At 71.5% G+C, this 16250-nt stretch carries 15 protein-coding genes; 8 read left to right on the forward strand and 7 right to left on the reverse strand.

Translation table 11 applies throughout. The features are described 5' to 3' along the window. The first annotated feature begins 70 nt into the window (after window positions 1-70). Entirely contained in the window at window positions 71-1231 is a 1161-nt protein-coding gene (locus STRBO_RS0113855) for a right-handed parallel beta-helix repeat-containing protein (protein ID WP_005477758.1), read from the forward strand. Between the two features lie 395 nt (window positions 1232-1626). Here STRBO_RS0113855 and STRBO_RS0113860 read toward each other — a convergent pair whose 3' ends face one another. After that, window positions 1627-2511 carry a hypothetical protein gene (locus tag STRBO_RS0113860; RefSeq protein ID WP_005477756.1) on the reverse strand — a complete coding sequence of 295 codons (885 nt, stop codon included), beginning with the start codon at window positions 2509-2511 and terminating at the stop codon, window positions 1627-1629. Continuing rightward, window positions 2508-3110: a SigE family RNA polymerase sigma factor gene (locus STRBO_RS0113865; RefSeq protein WP_005477754.1), complete on the reverse strand. Its 603-nt coding sequence runs from the start codon at window positions 3108-3110 to the stop codon at window positions 2508-2510. Before STRBO_RS0113865 ends, STRBO_RS0113860 begins: the two co-directional genes overlap by 4 nt. 268 nt (window positions 3111-3378) lie before the next feature. On the opposite strand from STRBO_RS0113865, the gene STRBO_RS0113870 reads away from it, so the two are divergent. Next, window positions 3379-4830 (forward strand): NCS2 family permease, encoded by a 1452-nt coding sequence (locus STRBO_RS0113870; protein ID WP_005477751.1) that lies wholly within the window; start codon window positions 3379-3381, stop codon window positions 4828-4830. 82 nt (window positions 4831-4912) lie between these two features. Here the strand turns inward: STRBO_RS0113870 and STRBO_RS0113875 are convergent, their stop codons facing one another. Both STRBO_RS0113875 and STRBO_RS0113880 read right to left on the reverse strand, forming a co-directional pair. Then, window positions 4913-6364, reverse strand: coding sequence for a peptidoglycan D,D-transpeptidase FtsI family protein (locus STRBO_RS0113875; RefSeq protein WP_005477749.1), 1452 nt, complete (start codon window positions 6362-6364; stop codon window positions 4913-4915). A gap of 117 nt (window positions 6365-6481) precedes the next feature. Then, entirely contained in the window at window positions 6482-7255 is a 774-nt protein-coding gene (locus tag STRBO_RS0113880; RefSeq protein WP_005477746.1) for an IclR family transcriptional regulator, read from the reverse strand. A 145-nt stretch (window positions 7256-7400) separates the two neighbouring features. On the opposite strand from STRBO_RS0113880, the gene STRBO_RS0113885 reads away from it, so the two are divergent. From STRBO_RS0113885 to STRBO_RS0113910, 6 genes are all read left to right on the forward strand, one after another. Beyond that, window positions 7401-8930 carry an aldehyde dehydrogenase (NADP(+)) gene (locus STRBO_RS0113885; RefSeq protein WP_078531433.1) on the forward strand — a complete coding sequence of 510 codons (1530 nt, stop codon included), beginning with the start codon at window positions 7401-7403 and terminating at the stop codon, window positions 8928-8930. A gap of 113 nt (window positions 8931-9043) precedes the next feature. After that, window positions 9044-9652 (forward strand): DUF1349 domain-containing protein, encoded by a 609-nt coding sequence (locus tag STRBO_RS0113890; protein ID WP_005477743.1) that lies wholly within the window; start codon window positions 9044-9046, stop codon window positions 9650-9652. A 129-nt stretch (window positions 9653-9781) separates the two neighbouring features. Beyond that, window positions 9782-10498: a DsbA family oxidoreductase gene (locus tag STRBO_RS0113895; RefSeq protein ID WP_020114333.1), complete on the forward strand. Its 717-nt coding sequence runs from the start codon at window positions 9782-9784 to the stop codon at window positions 10496-10498. 111 nt (window positions 10499-10609) lie between these two features. After that, on the forward strand, window positions 10610-11659 hold the full coding sequence (locus tag STRBO_RS0113900) for an aminotransferase class V-fold PLP-dependent enzyme (protein ID WP_005477739.1): 1050 nt from the start codon (window positions 10610-10612) through the stop codon (window positions 11657-11659). A 56-nt stretch (window positions 11660-11715) separates the two neighbouring features. Continuing rightward, the gene (locus STRBO_RS0113905; protein ID WP_005477737.1) at window positions 11716-12324 is read left to right on the forward strand and encodes an RNA polymerase sigma factor; all 609 of its coding nucleotides are present in this window, start codon (window positions 11716-11718) and stop codon (window positions 12322-12324) included. A 76-nt stretch (window positions 12325-12400) separates the two neighbouring features. Further along, window positions 12401-13426, forward strand: coding sequence for a maleylpyruvate isomerase family mycothiol-dependent enzyme (locus tag STRBO_RS0113910; RefSeq protein ID WP_005477735.1), 1026 nt, complete (start codon window positions 12401-12403; stop codon window positions 13424-13426). A gap of 94 nt (window positions 13427-13520) precedes the next feature. Here the strand turns inward: STRBO_RS0113910 and thpD are convergent, their stop codons facing one another. From thpD to ectB, 3 genes are all read right to left on the reverse strand, one after another. Beyond that, window positions 13521-14435, reverse strand: coding sequence for an ectoine hydroxylase (gene thpD, locus STRBO_RS0113915; RefSeq protein ID WP_005477733.1), 915 nt, complete (start codon window positions 14433-14435; stop codon window positions 13521-13523). A gap of 7 nt (window positions 14436-14442) precedes the next feature. Continuing rightward, on the reverse strand, window positions 14443-14847 hold the full coding sequence (locus STRBO_RS0113920) for an ectoine synthase (RefSeq protein WP_005477732.1): 405 nt from the start codon (window positions 14845-14847) through the stop codon (window positions 14443-14445). A gap of 67 nt (window positions 14848-14914) precedes the next feature. After that, window positions 14915-16186 carry a diaminobutyrate--2-oxoglutarate transaminase gene (gene ectB, locus STRBO_RS0113925; RefSeq protein ID WP_005477730.1) on the reverse strand — a complete coding sequence of 424 codons (1272 nt, stop codon included), beginning with the start codon at window positions 16184-16186 and terminating at the stop codon, window positions 14915-14917. Window positions 16187-16250 lie beyond the last annotated feature (64 nt).

Raw genomic sequence — 16250 nt, forward strand, 5'->3', positions numbered from 1 at the left:
GCCGGAGCGGCCCCTCCGGCCCGCTTCGTTCCCCGTCTCCCCGAGACGCGTCGCCTGCGAAAGGAACACCGTGCGTCACAGCCACGGACGCCATCGAAGAGCGCGAACCCTGTCGATCGCCGCCGCCGTGTCCGTCGCGGCGGGCGCGGGCGGCGTCCACCTCGGCCTCGCGCACGACGACGCCCGGGCCGCGGCCGCCACGGTCACGGTCACCGTCTCCGACACCGCGTCGCTGGAGTCGGCCGTCGCACACGCCGTCGCCGGTACGACGATCCAGGTGCGCGGTGGCACCTACCGGCCGGCACACACCCTGAGATCCACGGCGAACGGCACCGCCTCGGCCCGGATCACGCTCACCGCGTACGGCGACGAGAAGGTCAGGATCGACGGGTCCGGCCTGGCCGCCGGCTCCTGGCTCGCCGGGATCCACGGTGACTACTGGACGGTCTGCGGCCTCACCTTCCAGAACTCCCCGGCGCAGGGCTTCGTGGCCACGTCGTCGACCGGCGGGATCTTCGAGAACCTCGTCACCGCGGACAACGGCGACACCGGGTTCACCCTGCGCGGCGACGGCACCACCGACAACCTCGTGGCGAACCTGGACAGCCACGGCAACGACGACGCCGCCGGCCACGGCCGCAACGCCGACGGCATCGCGGTGAAGTTCGGCTCCGGCACCGGCAACAGGATCACCGGCGCCCGCCTGTACGGCAACGCCGACGACGGGCTCGACCTCTGGCAGTTCTCCTCGCCGGTCACCGTCGAGCACTCCTGGGCCTTCGGTAACGGCAGGGACCACCGGCCCGGCCCCGCGTCCGAGGGCCGGGGCAACGGGTTCGAGCTGGGCGGGGGAGGGGCGACGGCCGCGCACGCGGTCGACTCCAACGCGGCCTGGGACAACGCGCTCCACGGGTTCACCCGGGACTCCAACACCGGCGCGATCCGGCTGGACCGCAACACGGCCTACGCCAACGGGGAGAGCGGGTTCTCCTTCGCGGCGGGCACGGCCCGTCTGGCCCGCAACCTGGCGGTGGACAACGGGGCGGGCGGGGCCGAGCTGGGCCCGTCCACGATGTCCACCGCGAACAACTGGGACAGCGGCGTGAGCGCGCCGGCCTTCAGGTCGACGACCCCGACCACCGTGTACGGCGCGCGGCGGGCGGACGGGTCGCTGCCCGCCACCACGTTCCTGACCACGGGCTCCACCACCATCGGAGCGACGATGCGCTGAACCGCCGCACCACGCGCGCGAAGGCGCCCCCCGCCGGTCGTCACCGGCGGGGGGCGCTGTTCGTGCCGACCCCGAGGGGGGCTCCGGTCGGCACCGCCGCCGGCCGAGGGGGGCTCGGGCCGGCAGGTCCCCACGGGCGGACACCAGGCCCGGACCGAGGACGTCGTACTGACTGGTGTTCGAATGCCCTGCACCGACAAGGACGCCGTACGCGCACGTGTGGTTGTTCCCCCGGTCGTACGGGGATACCCGCGGCCGATCGCGCACGAACGCGTCCGTGACCCCGGTCCGTTCCGCAGCTGCGGTCATGCGCCCGATCCCCCGCTGGTGGTGACGACTGTGCCGCCTCCTGGTCGCCACCGGTGGGGAAAGGGTTGCCGCCGCCGCGGATCTTCCTACGAGTCGTCCTCGTCCTTGTCCTCGTCCGAGGAGCCCTTGTCGTCGTGGGCCTCGAAGTCGCCCGCCACCGCGAGGTCGTCGCCGCCCGCCTTCGCCGTCATCGCGTAGCGGTCGCCGCCCGCGTCCCGGCCGCCGCGCTCGTGGTTGTACTGCCCGGCGAAGACGAACTCGCCCTTGGGGACCGTACGGCCGTCCTTGAGCACCCAGGTGTAGACCAGGAACCCGTCGTCGGTGGCGACCGTGAGGTCGAAGTCCTGCTCCGGCAGCGAGCGCCAGGCGCCGGACGAGGTGACCCCGCCGGTCCGGGCGATCCGCAGCTGCACGGTCAGCTCGGTGAGCTGCTCGCTCGTCCTCAGGGTGAGATTGCTCTGCGCCCAGAACTCGTTGCTGTGCGGGTCGACCGAGCCGTCCGACCAGAGCGGACCGTCCGTCTCGTCCCCCGAGGAGGGCAGCGTCGGCGCGGTCGTCTCCTTGGCCGACGGGCTCTGCGACGGGGTCGAGCGGGGCTTCGTCCCCTGCTTCCCGCCGGCGCTCGGGCTCGGTCGGTCGGGAGGGATCGGGGCCCGGCTCGTCGCGGCCGGGGAGTCGACCGGGGTCGGGGAGACCACGACGGTCCCCCGGTCGGCCGGCGCCGTCTCCTCGCCCTTCACCGCGGAGGCGACCGCGTAGCCGCCCACCGCGAGCACACTCGCGACACCGGCGGTCGCCGTGACCACCCGCACCCAGCCCCACAGTGGCGGCCGGGTCACCTTGCGGCTCCGGCGCTCCTCGGGGGCCGCCATACCGCGCTCGATCCGGGCCAGGATGCGGGCGCGGTCGGGCTCGTGCGCCTCGGCCGACTCACGCAGCCGGGCGCGCAGATCCTCGTGCACGTCCCTCATCGGTCCCTTCCTCCACTGCCCGGCGCGCCCGCACCGGTCACACTCGCGCCCCTTGCGCCCCCGCCCGTGATGCCGGCGTGCATACGCCGTGGCGCGTTCTCGGTGCCGAGCAGCTTCTGCAGTTCGGCCATCCCCTTGGACGTCTGACTCTTCACGGTACCGACCGAGACACCGAGGGCCAGAGCCGTGTCCTTCTCCGAGAGGTCGAAAGCATGCCGCAGCACCACACACGCCCGCTTGCGGAAGGGCAGTCTGCGCAGCGCCGACTGGACGTCGACCACGCCGGGCACATCGGGATTCTCGGTCTTCTCCTCGCGCTGCGACCAGAACAGCGTGATCCTGCGGCGCTCGCGGACCGCACTGCGGATCCGGGTGCGGGCCAGGTTGGCGACGACGCCACGGGCGTACGCCACCGGATGGTCCGCCGCGCGGACCCGGTCCCAGCGGTGCCACATCGCGAGCAACGCGTCCGCGGCCAGATCGTCGGCGGCGTCCGCCTCACCCGTCAACAGGTGCGCGAGGCGGGAGAGTTCGGCATAGTGCCGTTCGAAGAAGGCGTGGAACTCCACGGAGGCTGCGTCGTCGACGACAGTGCCCACGGGACCTCTCTTCTCGCTGCGGCCACGGCAGCCCGTCCGGCTGCCTGTGCGAGTCATGTGAATGACATGTGATCGTCCGAGGCCGACCCCCGACGAGATCCGGAAGAGTAGCAGTGATCGTGAACGAGGTTCGTACGCGGCTTCGAACGCCGTCTTGCAGGGAGAACTCCGTTTTCGTAACACGGAGAAAACCTGAACCAGGTTCAACGGGGAAACAATCCAGCCAGCATCCGCGCGTAGTCCACGCATGTCACTAGGAGCACCGTTCATGTCCGACGCACAGAAGGTGGCCGACCGGCCCGCAGCCGGACCACCCGGGGCGAACAGCGTCGATCGCTTCTTCAAGATCAGCGCCCGAGGGTCCACCTTCACCCGCGAGATACGCGGCGGCCTCGCCACGTTCTTCACGATGGCGTACATCCTTGTCCTGAATCCCATCATCCTCGGCAACGCCAAGGACAAGTTCGGCCACACCCTCGACGGCGCCGAACTCGTCACCGCCACCGCCCTCGTGGCCGCGGTGATGACGATCATCATGGGCGTCGGCGGCAACCTGCCCCTCGCCCTCGCCGCCGGCCTCGGACTCAACGCGGTCGTCGCCTTCCAGATAGCCCCGCTGATGAGCTGGCCCGACGCGATGGGCCTGGTCGTCCTCGAAGGCCTGCTGATCTGCGTCCTGGTGGCCACGGGCCTGCGCGAGGCCGTCATGCACGCCATCCCGCAACCGCTCAAGCAGGCGATCAGCGTCGGCATCGGCCTGTTCATCGCCTTCATCGGTTTCGTCGACGCCGGTTTCGTCAGCCGCATACCCGACATCGCCGGCACCACCGTGCCGGTCCAACTCGGCGCCGGCGGCGCGCTGTCCGGCTGGCCCATCCTGGTGTTCTGCCTCGGCGTCCTGCTGACCGTCGCCCTGCTCGCCCGCAAGGTGCGGGGCGCGATCCTCATCAGCATCCTGACGATGACGGTCGTTGCGATCGTGATCAACTCGGTGGCCGACATCAAGAGCTGGGGCCTCACCACCCCGAAGGTCCCGGCCGACCTCGTCGCCGCCCCCGAGTTCGGACTGATCGGTGACTTCAGCCTGTTCGGCTCGTTCGGCGAGACCACCGTCATCACGGTCGTCCTGCTGATCTTCACGCTGCTGCTGTCGGACTTCTTCGACACCATGGGCACGGTCGTCGGCATCACCGCCGAGGCGGGCCTGCTGGACGAGGAGGGCAAGGTCCCGAACCTCGGCCGGGTCCTCCTTATCGACGGCGCCGCGGCCGTCGCGGGCGGCGCCGCCTCCTCGTCCTCCGCGACCTCCTACATCGAGTCCGCGGCCGGCGTCGGCGAGGGTGCGCGCACCGGCTTCTCCAACCTGGTCACCGGTGGCCTCTTCGCGGTGGCGCTCTTCCTGACCCCGCTGCTGACCATCGTCCCCATGCAGGCCGCCGCGCCCGCGCTCGTCGCCGTCGGCTTCCTGATGATGACCCAGGTCAAGCACATCGACTGGGACAAGTACGAGATAGCCATCCCGGCGTTCCTCACCATCGCCGTCATGCCGTTCACCTACTCCATCACCAACGGCATCGGCGCCGGCTTCCTCGCCTTCGTCCTCATCAAGACGGTCCTCGGCAGGGCGAAGGAGATCCACTGGCTGCTGTGGGCCACCTCGGCCCTGTTCCTCGTCTACTTCGCGATCAACCCGATCCAGCAGCTGTTCGGGGTGAAGTGACCCCGTTCGCCCGCTGACGGCGAAGGGCCGCTCTCCGGGGGGAGTGAGGGCGGCCCTCCTTTTCGGATGGTTCAGGGGTGCCTCAGTTCTTCAGCGCGGCCTCCATGACCGCCTTGGCCACCGGCGCCGCCAGCCCGTTGCCGCTGACCTCCGACCGGGCCGCGTTCGACTGCTCCACCACGACCGCGACGGCGACCTCCTTGCCGTCGGCCTTCGCGTACGACGTGAACCAGGCGTACGGCGTCTTGCTGTTGTTCTCGCCGTGCTGGGCCGTACCGGTCTTGCCGCCCACCCTCGCCCCGCTGATCCGCGCGTTCGTGCCCGTGCCGTCCTCGACGACCGTCCGCATCGCCGACTGCAACTGCTCCGCGGTGTCGGCGCTCATGATCTCCTTCGTGTCCGCGTCGGCGTCGTAGTCCTCCAGGACGTCGCCACCGCCGTCGGTGATCTGGGCCACCATGTGCGGCGAGACCAGCTCGCCGCCGTTCGCGATCGCCGCCGACACCATCGCCATCTGCAGCGGCGTCGCGGTGACGTCGTACTGGCCGATGCCCGTCAGGGCTGTGGAGGATTCGTCCATGTCCGAGGGGTAGACGCTCTCGTACGCCCGTACCGGCACGTCCTGCGTCCTGTCGTCGAAGCCGAACCTCTCGGCCATCGCCCGCACCTTGTCCTGCCCGAGCTTGACGGCCATCCTCGCGAAGACGTTGTTGCACGAGTACTGCAGCGCCGTACGGATGGTGGCGTTCGTGCAGGGCGCGCTCGGGTTCTCGTTCGACAACTCCGTGCGCGTGCCCGGCAGGGTGTACGGGTCCGGGCTGTCGGTCCTGGTGTCCACCGACGCGTACAGCCCGTCCTCCAGCGCGGCGGCCGCCACGACCAGCTTGAACGTCGACCCCGGCGGCAGCGGCTGGCGCAGCGCCCGGTTGGTCAGCGGCTTGTCCGGGTCTGCGTTCAGCTTCTTCCAGGCCGTACCGGCGGTGCCCGCGTCCGTGAGCGAGGACGGGTCGTACGACGGCGTCGACACCACCGCGAGGATCCGCCCGGTGGCCGGGTCGATCGCCACGGCCGCGCCCAACTTGTCGCCGAGGGCGTCGAACGCGGCCTTCTGCACGGCCGGTTCGATCGTGGTGATCACGTTGCCCGGCTCGGCCCGCTCACCGGTGACCGTGTCCATCACGGTCTTCAGCCGCAGGTCGGTGCCGTCGAGCAGGTCCTTGTAGACGCCCTCCAGCTGCGTCGGCGCGTAGGCCTGCGAGGCGTAGCCCGTGACCGCCGCGTACAGCTCGCCGTCCTTGTACGTGCGCTTGTACGCGAGGTCGCTGTCCTTCGTCCGGCCCGAACCGGTGACCGAGTCGCCCGCCACGACGATGTTCCCCAGCGGGGCCGCGTACATCTCGATCGCGTTGCGCCGGTTGTTCTGGTCGTCCGCGAGCGCCGTGCCTTCGTAGAACTGCACCCAGGTCGCCCTCCCCAGCAGGGCGAGCACGAGCAGCAGGATGAAGACCGCGGAGCGTCTGATCGTCTTGTTCATGGCACCCGGAAGGACGGCCGGGCGCGATCGCGCGTTCCCTCCGCCCGGTGTTCTCATGGACTCCTCATGAGACCGGGCTCGCGCCCGGGGCCGGGTCCGGGGCCGTGCCCGGGCGGCTCAGAGCCGCCGCGTCGCCAGTGTCAGCCGGTCCCGTGCGTCGAAGAGGGCGTCCTTGACCAGCTGCTCGTGGGCGGGCGTCAGCCGGGCCACGGGGACCGAGCAGCTGATGGCGTCACGGGCGGGCGTGCGGTACGGGATCGCCACGCCGAAGCAGCGCAGCCCGAGCGTGTTCTCCTCGCGGTCCACGGAGAAGCCCTGGTCGCGGATCTGGCGCAGCTCCTCGATGAGCCGCTCCCGGTCGGTGATCGTGTGCTCGGTCAGCGCGGGCAGGGTCTCCGGGAGCATCTTGCGGACCTGCTCGTCGGTGTGCGTGGCCAGCAGCGCCTTGCCGAGCGAGGTGGAGTGGGCGGGCAGCCGGCGGCCGACCCGGGTGAAGGGGCGCAGATAGTGCTGCGACTGCCGGGTGGCCAGGTAGACGACGTTCGTGCCGTCGAGGCGGGCCAGGTGGATCGTCTCGGTGGTGTCGTCCGACAGCCGGTCCAGCGTCGGCCGGGCCAGCGCCACCACCTCGTCGCCGTCGATGTAGGACGTGCCCACGAGCAGTGCCCGCACCCCGATGCCGTACCGGGTGCCCGTCGCGTCCGTCTCGACCCAGCCCAGCTCCACCAGGGTGCGGAGCAACATGTAGAGACTGGATTTGGGGTAACCGACGGCTTCCTGGACGGCCGCCAGGGAGTGCATTCCGGGGCGCCCGGCGAAGTATTCGAGCAGCTCAACGGTCCTCACCGCCGACTTGACCTGCGCTCCGCCGCCCGTCTCGACTGCCGACATCGCCCTTGACCCCTTCGTTGGACGGGAAATAGTCTCCGAGTGAGTATTCATCATCAGAGACAGCGTTCAGCATATCGAACGACCCTGGTGAATGACCCAGAAATACCCCTGGGAATTGACCCAGATATACGTGGAGGAACCCGCGGTGGCAGCAGCACCAGTCTGGAGTGTCGACCCCCGAACCGGGAAGCAGCGCGAGCAGGTTGCGGTGGAGGCCACAGCCCAGGAGGTGGACGCCGCAGTCCGCGCGGCGCACGCCGCCCGGGCCTCACTGGCCGACCGCGCGGTCCGCGCGGCCTTCCTGCGCTCCGCCGCCGACCAGCTCCAGGCGGCCAAGGACCAGCTCGTCGAGGTCGCCGACGCCGAGACGGCGCTCGGCCCGGTCCGGCTCACCGGTGAACTCGCCCGCACCTGCTACCAGCTGCGGGCCTTCGCCGACATCGTGGACGAGGGCGCCTTCCTCGACGTGGTGATCAACCACCCCGACGACACCGCCACCCCGCCCATCCCGGACCTGCGCCGCTACAAGGTCCCCCTCGGCGTCGTCGCCGTCTACTCGGCGTCCAACTTCCCCTTCGCGTTCTCCGTCCCCGGCGGCGACACCGCGAGCGCGCTGGCCGCCGGCTGCCCGGTGGTCGTCAAGGCCCACCCCGACCACCCGGCGCTGTCCGAGCTGGTCGCGATCGTGCTGCGCCGGGCCGCCGCCGAGCACGGCATCCCCGAGGGCGTCCTCGGCCTCGTGCACGGCTTCGAGGCGGGCGTCGAGCTGGTCAAGCACCCGCTCGTCACCGCCGCCGGCTTCACCGGTTCGGTACGCGGCGGCCGGGCCCTGTTCGACGCGGCCGCCGCCCGGCCCGTGCCGATCCCGTTCCACGGCGAGCTGGGCTCCCTGAACCCCGTGCTCATCACCGAGGCCGCCGCCGCCGAGCGCGCCGAGGCGATCGGCGCCGGGCTCGCCGGGTCGATGACCCTCGGCGTCGGCCAGTTCTGCGTGAAGCCCGGCCTGGTGCTGGCGCCCGCCGGTGACGCCGGTGACCGCCTGCTCAAGTCCCTCACCGACGCGGTCAGCGACGTCGGCTCCGGCGTCCTGCTGGACCACCGGATGCGCGACAACTTCCTCGCCGGTGTCGCCGAGCGCGCCGAACTGCCCGAGGTGGAGTCGCCGGTGACCGCCGGCGCGGGCGGCGACCACACCGTCAGCCCCGGATTCCTGACCGTCCCCGCGGAGAAGCTGGCGGCCGAGGGCGAGCACGACCTGCTCCTGGAGGAGTGCTTCGGGCCGCTCACGGTCGTGGCGCGCTACACGGACGAGGACGAGGCCAAGTCCGTGCTGTCCCGGCTGCCGGGCAACCTCACCGCGACCGTGCACGTGTCCGGTGAGGAGGCCGCCGAGGGCGGGCGCGGACCGGAGCTGCTGGCCGAGCTGACGCCGCTGGCGGGCCGCGTGCTCGTGAACGGCTGGCCGACGGGCGTGGCCGTGGCCGCCGCCCAGCACCACGGCGGGCCCTACCCGGCGACGACCTCCACGTCCACGTCGGTGGGCGGAACCGCGATCGAGCGGTGGCTGCGGCCGGTCGCCTACCAGGGGGCGCCCGAGGCGCTGCTCCCGCCGGAGCTGCGCGACGACAACCCGCTGGGGCTGCCGCGGCGCTTCGACGGCCGCCTGGAGCGCTAGCGGCGCAGGCGCTCGGCCCGCTCCGGGCCGAGCGTCGGACACGGTGGTTCACGCAGCTTCCCGCGCCCCCGAAAGGCCCACTGCCGTGGGCCGGGAGCTGCGAGAATCCCCCCATGGACGTCGACATACCCGAACTCCCGTTCCCGCTCCGTACGTACGGTCCCGATGGGCACTGGTCCTATGAGGACGGGGTGCTCACCGGGTGGGCCGGTGCCCGGCAGGACCGGTTCGTGCCGCCCACGGACGAGGGGCTCGACCCGAAATCGGACGCGCCCCGGCTGCTGGGGTCGCCGGAAGGGGACTTCCAGCTGATCGCGCGGGTCACGGTCGGTTTCGGCGCCGGATTCGACGCGGGCGTGCTGTACGTGCACGTGGGGGAGCGGGCCTGGGCGAAGCTCTGCCTGGAGTACTCGCCGGACGTGCCGACCGTGTGCACGGTGGTCACCCGGGGCCACTCTGACGATGCCAACTCCTTCACCGTGGAGGGCAGTTCGGTGTGGCTGCGGGTCAGCCGCACCGGCCGCGCCTTCGCCTTCCACGCCTCGCGCGACGGCAAGCACTGGACCTTCGTCCGCCTCTTCACCCTCGCCGGCGAACACGAGAGCGGCGCCGCCCTCGTCGGTTTCATGACCCAGTCCCCGATGGGCGAGGGCTGCGTGGTCACCTACGACGAGATCGAGTTCCGCCCGAACTGGCCCGAGGACCTGAGAAACGGCAGCTGAGGCGCTCCTCGGGCCCTCACGGTGACCGGAGACGGGCGTGGCCGGGAATGGGCCGAGCTGCTTGAACGTTCACCAATCGTGGAGGCGGGGGCCGTCTCCGTGCCCGCAGACCTGGAGAGAGCTGACACCATGCGCGTCGAGATCTGGAGCGACATCGCCTGCCCCTGGTGCTATGTGGGCAAGGCCCGCTTCGAGAAGGCGCTCGCTGCCTTCCCGCACCGCGACGGCGTCGAGGTGGTGCACCGCTCCTTCGAGCTCGACCCGGGCCGCGCCAAGGACGACATCCAGCCGGTCCTCACCATGCTGAGCAAGAAGTACGGGATGAGCGAGGCACAGGCCCAGGCCGGCGAGCACAACCTGCGCGAGCAGGCCGGCGCCGAGGGTCTCGCCTACCGGGCCGAGGGCCGCGACCACGGCAGCACCTTCGACATGCACCGCCTGCTGCACCTCGCCAAGGAGCAGGGACGCCAGAGCGAGCTGCTCCAGGCCTTCTACCGGGCGAACTTCGCCGAGGAGCGGTCCGTGTACGCCGACGCGGACGAGTACCTGGTCGAGCTGGCCGTGGCGGCGGGGCTGGAGGAGAGCGCGGTCCGCACGGTGCTCGCCGACTCCGGCGCGTACGCCGACGCCGTCCGCGCGGACGAGCGCGAGGCGGCGGAGCTGGGGGCGAACGGGGTGCCGTTCTTCGTGCTCGACCGCACGTACGGGGTGTCCGGCGCTCAGCCCGCCGAGGTGTTCGAGCGGGCGCTCACGCAGGCGTGGGGCAAGCGGCCCGCGCCCCTGAAGGTCGTCGCGGCCGGGGGCGCGGACGCCTGCGGACCCGACGGATGTGCCGTGCCGCAGTAGCCGCGGTGAGGACTGCGGCGCAGGTCAGCGGCCATCCATAAGCATCGCTTGGGGAAATCGCGCAGAACCTCTCCATGGACGTGGGATGCGCGGGGGCCCCAAAGTGGAGCCATGGAGACCTTCGAGAGCCTGGTCCGGACCGAGTTCGCCCCGAAGAACACCTATCTGAACACCGCGAGTACGGGACTGCTGCCGGCCCGTACGGTCGACGCGATGAAGGCCGGCGTGGACTCGGTCGCGGCCGGGCGGCCGCAGGACATGTTCGCCGACGTGGAGGCCGCGCGGGCGGCCTTCGGGCGGATCGTCGGGGTGCCGGACAGCCGTGTGGCGGCCGGCGCCTCGGTCGCCGTCTACAGCGGACTGGTCGCCGCCTCGCTGCCCGAGGGCGCCGAGGTGCTGACCGCCGAGTCCGACTTCACCTCCCTCGTGAACCCCTTCCACGTGCGCGGCGACCTCAAGGTGCGCCAGGTCCCGCTGGAGCGCGTCGCCGAGTCGGTGCGCCCCGGCACGGCGCTCGTCGCGGTCAGCGCCGCCCAGTCCGCCGACGGCCGGATCGCCGACCTGGCCGCGATCCGGGAGGCCGCGCTGACCCACGGCGCGCGTACGTACGTCGACGCGTCGCAGTCCGCCGGCTGGCTCCCGATCGAGGCGGACGCGTACGACTACGTCGTCTCCGTCGCCTTCAAATGGCTCCTCTGCCCGCGCGGAGTGACCTTCCTGGTCGTTCCGGAGGACCTCGGCGGCCTGACCCCCCTCTTCGCCGGCTGGGTCGCGGGACAGGAACCGTGGGACAGCTGCTACGGCCCGGTCGAGGAACTCGCCCGCTCCGCCCGCCGGTTCGACGAGAGCCCGAGCCTGTTCTCGTACGCCGGCGCACGCCGGTCTCTGGCGCTGATCGAGGAACTGGGCGTCTCGCGCGTGCGGGACCACGACCTGGCGCTGGCCGACCGGTTCCGCGCGGGCGTGGCCGGCCTCGGCCACGAGCCCGTTCCGGCGCCCGGATCGGCGATCGTCTCGGTGCCCGGACTCGGCCACCGGCAGGCGGAACTGAGCCACGCGGGCGTCGAGGTCTCCGATCGCGCGGGCCATCTGCGGGCCGCCTTCCACCTGTACAACACGCCCACGGATGTCGACCGCGTCCTGGACGTCCTGTCCGGCTGAGTTCACGAGACCCACTGGCGCGGGACCGGGCGAGGGCGCTAGGAAGGCTTCACGAGGTGGTGGTGCCGGTGGAGCCGACGCTCGAACAGCCGTCCATCGATGTGGAGTTGCATCGGCGGCTGGTGTACGGGGACGAGTCCGCGCTGCGTGAGGCGTACGCGGTGTACGGGGGACTCGTCCGGCGGGTGGCCGCACGGGTCACCCGCAGCCCGGCGGCCGCCGAGGACGTGGCGCAGGAGGTCTTCGCCCAGCTGTGGAGCAGGCCGTACGGCTTCGACGCGCGCCGGGGCTCGCTGCGCACCTGGCTCTCCATGCTCGCCCACCGGCGGGCCGTGGACTGGGTGCGCGACGAGGCCCGGCACCGCAGGGACGCCCGCGCGGACGACTCCGCGCTGCACGCCGTCCCCGACCCCCGGCCCGGCCCGGACGAGGCGGTCGTCGACCGCGAGCGCTCCCTGCTGCTGCACACCGCCCTCGCCGGACTCCCGCGCCCCCAGCGGGAGGTGGTCCACCTCGCCTACTTCGCGGGCCGCACCTACCGTCAGGCCGCCGTCGAACTGGGCATACCCGAGGGCACCGCGAAGACCCGGCTCCGCTCGGCCCTGCGCACCCTGGCCCGTTCCCTCGCGGACCCACCGGACCCGGCGGCGGTGAGGGGCGCGTGATGGGGGCGTACGTGACCGCCGGGACCGCGCCGGTCGTGCGTATCGTGGACGGGGCAGGGCGAAAGGGCGGCGCGCGATGACCAACGACCACGACGGGGTGCGGGAGCTGCTGGCCGCCTGGGCGGTCGGCGCGCTGCCCCCCGGCGACCGGCGGGCGGTCCCCCTGCACCTGGCCGGCTGCGAGTCGTGCGCGGCGGAGGCCGAACGGCTCCGCGACACCGTACGCCTGCTGGACGGCGGGCCGGTCCCCGCCCGTGACGGTGCCGACGCCCCGGACACCGGTGCCGACGGCGTCCTCGCGCCCGCCCTGCGCTCCCGCCGCCCCCGCGCCGCCGAGATCGCCCACCACGCCGCCCCCTACGCCGCCGCCGTGGCCGGACTCCAGGCGCTGGTACCGGAGGTGGACGGCCGCTGGGGCACGCCGGTGGTGCACGACTGGGACGCGCACGCCACGGTCGCGCACCTCGTCGCCGCCGACGAGCACCTCGCCGTACGCCTCGGCCTGGACTCGCCCCTGCCCGCCTCGCACATTCCGGAGGGGATGCCCGCCGGGGAGGCCTGGGCCCGGCGCACCGCCGACGTCATCGCCCACGAGCACGGGCGCACCCCCCAGGAGACGGTCGCCACCTGGGCCGCACAGGCCGCCGCGCTGCTGGCCACCCCCGAGGCCGCCGACCCCGAACTCGCCGCCCGCCCCGTCTCGGTGATGGGCCTGCGGCTGCCGGTCGCCGACCACTTCGTGGTCCGCGCCTTCGAGGCATGGATCCACACGGACGACATCGGCCGCGCGCTCGGTCTCCCCGTCCCCCCGCCCCCGGACGAACACCTCTGGTCCCTGGTCCGCCTTGCCGTCCGCATCCTCGGCCTGGCCCTCCACGACGCGGCCCCCGTCCTCCTGGAGGTCACCGGCCCCACCGGCACCAGCTGGATCCTCGGTGACGACACCGGTCCCGTACGGGCCGAACTCACCCTGGCCCCGGTGGACTTCTGCCTCCTGGTCGGTGGCCGTCACACCCCGGGGGGCGTCCCCAGAGGCATCACGGGCGACGAGGCCGCCGCCCGGAACGTGCTGGACAGGGCGGCGTCACTGGCCTGGCTGTGAACGCGCGAAAGGGCCGGGCGGCCGCTCAGGGGCAGCGGCCGCCCGGCCCGGCCCGGGTGACGGTGAGGTCACCGCACGGGCCCGGATCCGGTGCTCAGCGCACCGGGGTGAAGTCTCGCGCGCCGATGAACTCGGGCCGCCGTACCGGCGCCGAGAACGGCTCGACCGCCGTGTTCTCCACGCTGTTGAAGACGATGAAGACGTTGCTGCGCGGGAACGGCGTGATGTTGTCGCCGGAGCCGTGCATGCAGTTGCAGTCGAACCAGGTCGCCGAACCGGCCTTGCCCGTGAACAGCTTGATGCCGTACTCCGAGGCCATGGCCGTCAGCGCCTCGTCGGACGGGGTGCCGGCGTCCTGCATCTGCAGCGACTTCTTGTAGTTGTCCTTCGGGGTGGCCCCCGCACAGCCGAGGAACGTCCGGTGCGACCCCGGCATGATCATCAGGCCGCCGTTGGTGTCGTGATTCTCGGTCAGGGCGATCGAGACGGACACCGTCCGCATGTTCGGCAGACCGTCCTCGGCGTGCCAGGTCTCGAAGTCGGAGTGCCAGTAGAAGCCGGAGGCACCGAACCCCGGCTTGACGTTGATCCGCGACTGGTGGACGTAGACGTCCGAGCCGAGGATCTGCCGGGCCCGTCCGACGACCCGCTCGTCGCGCACGAGCCGGGCGAAGATCTCGCTGATCCGGTGCACCTCGAAGACCGACCGGATCTCCTGCGACTGCGGCTCGACGATCGAGCGCTCGTCGGCGCGGATGGCGGGATCGGCGACGAGCCGCTCCAGCTCCTGCCGGTAGACGGCGACCTCGTCCGGCGCGATGAGCTGCTCGACGGGCAGGAAGCCGTCGCGCTCGTAGGCCTGGAGTTCGGCGAGGGAGACCGGGCCGGGCGTGGCCGGGGAGCCCCAGACGACCGGGTCCTGACGCGGGACCGACACCTCGGTGGCCCCACGGCTGGGGTAGAGGTCGGGCAGGGTGGTGGCAGTGTTCATCGTGGTGGTCGTGGTCATGGTGATGTCACACCTCCTCGGGCTCGGTGAGCAGCGGGTAGACGCCGTTCTCGTCGTGGTCCTCCCGGCCGGTCACGGGCGGGTTGAACACGCAGATGCAGCGGAAGTCCTCCTTCACCCGCAGCGTGTGCCGCTCGTGCCCGTCGAGGAGGTACATGGTGCCGGGCGTGATCGTGTAACTCCGCCCGTTCTCCTGGTCGGTGAGCTCGGCCTCGCCCTCGACGCACACGACGGCCTCGACGTGGTTCGCGTACCACATCGACGTCTCGGTCCCCGCGTACAGGACCGTCTCGTGGAGGGAGAAGCCGACCCGCTCCCGGGCGAGCACGATCCGCTTGCTCTCCCAGGTGCCGGACGCCGACTTCACATGCCGGTCGGTTCCTTCGATGTCCTTGAACGAACGGACGATCACGGTGTTGCGATGCCTCCTAGTTAGGTGCTTCAGGTGCTTCAGGTGCTCGGGGTGGTCCGGTGCGGTCTCAGACCGTCTCCCGCACGGCCCGGGCGAGGACGCGCAGCCCCTCGTCCAGTTCCTCGGGGGTGATGGTGAGAGCGGGCAGCAGTTTGACGACCTCGCTCTCCGGGCCGGACGTCTCGATCAGCAGCCCCAGCTCGAAGGCCCGGTGGGCGACCCGTCCCGCGCGGGCCTTGTCGTGGAACTCCAGGCCCCACACCAGGCCGCGGCCCCGGTACTCCTTCACGTCGGCGAGGTTCTCCTCGGTGATCGAGATCAGCGCCTCCTCGACCTGCTCACCGCGCGCCCGGGTCTGCTTCTCCATGGCGGAACCGTCCGCCCAGTACGCCTCCAGGGCGGCCGTCGCCGTCACGAACGCCGGGTTGTTGCCGCGGAAGGTGCCGTTGTGCTCGCCCGGCTCCCAGATGTCCAGCTCCGGCTTGAACAGGCACAGCGACATCGGCAGCCCGTAGCCGCTGATGGACTTGGAGACGGTCACGATGTCGGGGGTGATGCCCGACTCCTCGAACGAGAAGAAGGCACCCGTGCGACCGCAGCCCATCTGGATGTCGTCGACGATCAGCAGCATGTCCTGCCGCTCGCACAGCGCGGCCAGCGCCCGCAGCCACTCCGGGCGGGCGACGTTGATGCCGCCCTCGCCCTGCACGGTCTCCACGATCACCGCGGCGGGCTTGTTCAGCCCGGAGCCCTGGTCCTCCAGCAGTCGCTCGAACCACAGGAAGTCCTCGACCGTGCCGTCGAAGTAGTTGTCGAAGGGCATCGGGGTGCCGTGCACCAGCGGGATGCCCGCCCCGGCCCGCTTGAAGGCGTTGCCGGTCACGGCCAGCGAGCCGAGCGACATGCCGTGGAAGGCGTTCGTGAACGACACGACCGACTCCCGGCCCTTCACCTTCCGCGCCAGCTTCAGCGCCGACTCCACCGCGTTGGTGCCCGTCGGACCCGGGAACATCACCTTGTACGGCAGGTCGCGCGGTCGCAGCACCAGGTTCTGGAAGGACTCCAGGAACGCCCGCTTGGCGGTCGTCGACATGTCGAGCCCGTGGGTGACGCCGTCCCGCTCCAGGTAGTCGATGAGCGCGCGTTTGAGTACGGGGTTGTTGTGGCCGTAGTTGAGTGAACCGGCGCCGGCGAAGAAGTCCAGGTACGTGTGGCCGTCCTCGTCGAACATGCGGCTGCCCTGCGCGCGGTCGAAGACGGTGGGCCAGCCGCGGCAGTAGCTGCGCACCTCGGACTCCAGGGTCTCGAAGACGCTCAGGTCGGGCTGGGTGATGGTCACGTCGAATCGCTCCTCGGTGCGTGGGGGGAGGGAGAGGAAGGGGGGAGGGGGAGTGCGGGTGGTG

The organism is Streptomyces bottropensis ATCC 25435 (assembly GCF_000383595.1).
Classification (GTDB): Bacteria; Actinomycetota; Actinomycetes; order Streptomycetales; family Streptomycetaceae; genus Streptomyces; species Streptomyces bottropensis.

Coding starts and splice junctions, on each gene's coding strand:
- STRBO_RS0113900 (WP_005477739.1), top strand. CDS start 10,610: ATGGAGACCTTCGAGAGCCTGGTCCGGACCGAGTTCGCCCCGAAGAAC.
- STRBO_RS0113870 (WP_005477751.1), top strand. CDS start 3,379: ATGTCCGACGCACAGAAGGTGGCCGACCGGCCCGCAGCCGGACCACCC.
- STRBO_RS0113875 (WP_005477749.1), bottom strand. CDS start 6,364: ATGAACAAGACGATCAGACGCTCCGCGGTCTTCATCCTGCTGCTCGTG.
- STRBO_RS0113880 (WP_005477746.1), bottom strand. CDS start 7,255: ATGTCGGCAGTCGAGACGGGCGGCGGAGCGCAGGTCAAGTCGGCGGTG.
- STRBO_RS0113890 (WP_005477743.1), top strand. CDS start 9,044: ATGGACGTCGACATACCCGAACTCCCGTTCCCGCTCCGTACGTACGGT.
- STRBO_RS0113860 (WP_005477756.1), bottom strand. CDS start 2,511: ATGAGGGACGTGCACGAGGATCTGCGCGCCCGGCTGCGTGAGTCGGCC.
- STRBO_RS0113895 (WP_020114333.1), top strand. CDS start 9,782: ATGCGCGTCGAGATCTGGAGCGACATCGCCTGCCCCTGGTGCTATGTG.
- thpD (WP_005477733.1), bottom strand. CDS start 14,435: ATGACCACGACCACCACGATGAACACTGCCACCACCCTGCCCGACCTC.
- STRBO_RS0113910 (WP_005477735.1), top strand. CDS start 12,401: ATGACCAACGACCACGACGGGGTGCGGGAGCTGCTGGCCGCCTGGGCG.